Annotated in this window: 1 protein-coding gene; it reads right to left on the bottom strand. The window is 56.0% G+C overall.

Annotated features, from left to right (window positions below; genetic code table 11):
- On the bottom strand, positions 1-218 hold a 218-nt coding region (locus EOD29_RS35195; RefSeq protein ID WP_348630482.1), incomplete at its 3' end, for an alpha/beta hydrolase.
- Positions 219-234: the final 16 nt, after the last annotated feature.

Raw genomic sequence — 234 nt, 5'->3', positions numbered from 1 at the left:
CCGTCGCTGACCTGCTGCGACCGTCCATGGCCGCGCCTGTCATGAGCGATCACACGATAGCCCTTCGACAGGAAGAACAGCATCTGGTTGTCCCAGTCGTCGGACGACAGGGGCCAGCCATGATGGAATACGATCGGCTGGGCGTCCTTCGGACCCCAATCCTTGTAAAAGAGATTTACGCCGTCTTTGGTGGTGATGAATGCTTCTGTCATTGCCATTTCTCCTTCTTGGATG

Origin of the sequence: Mesorhizobium sp. M1A.T.Ca.IN.004.03.1.1 (genome assembly GCF_003997555.1) — a bacterium.
GTDB lineage: Bacteria > Pseudomonadota > Alphaproteobacteria > Rhizobiales > Rhizobiaceae > Mesorhizobium.
Note: the sequence above shows the minus strand (reverse complement) of the source record. Positions and strands in the feature narration are given on the sequence as shown.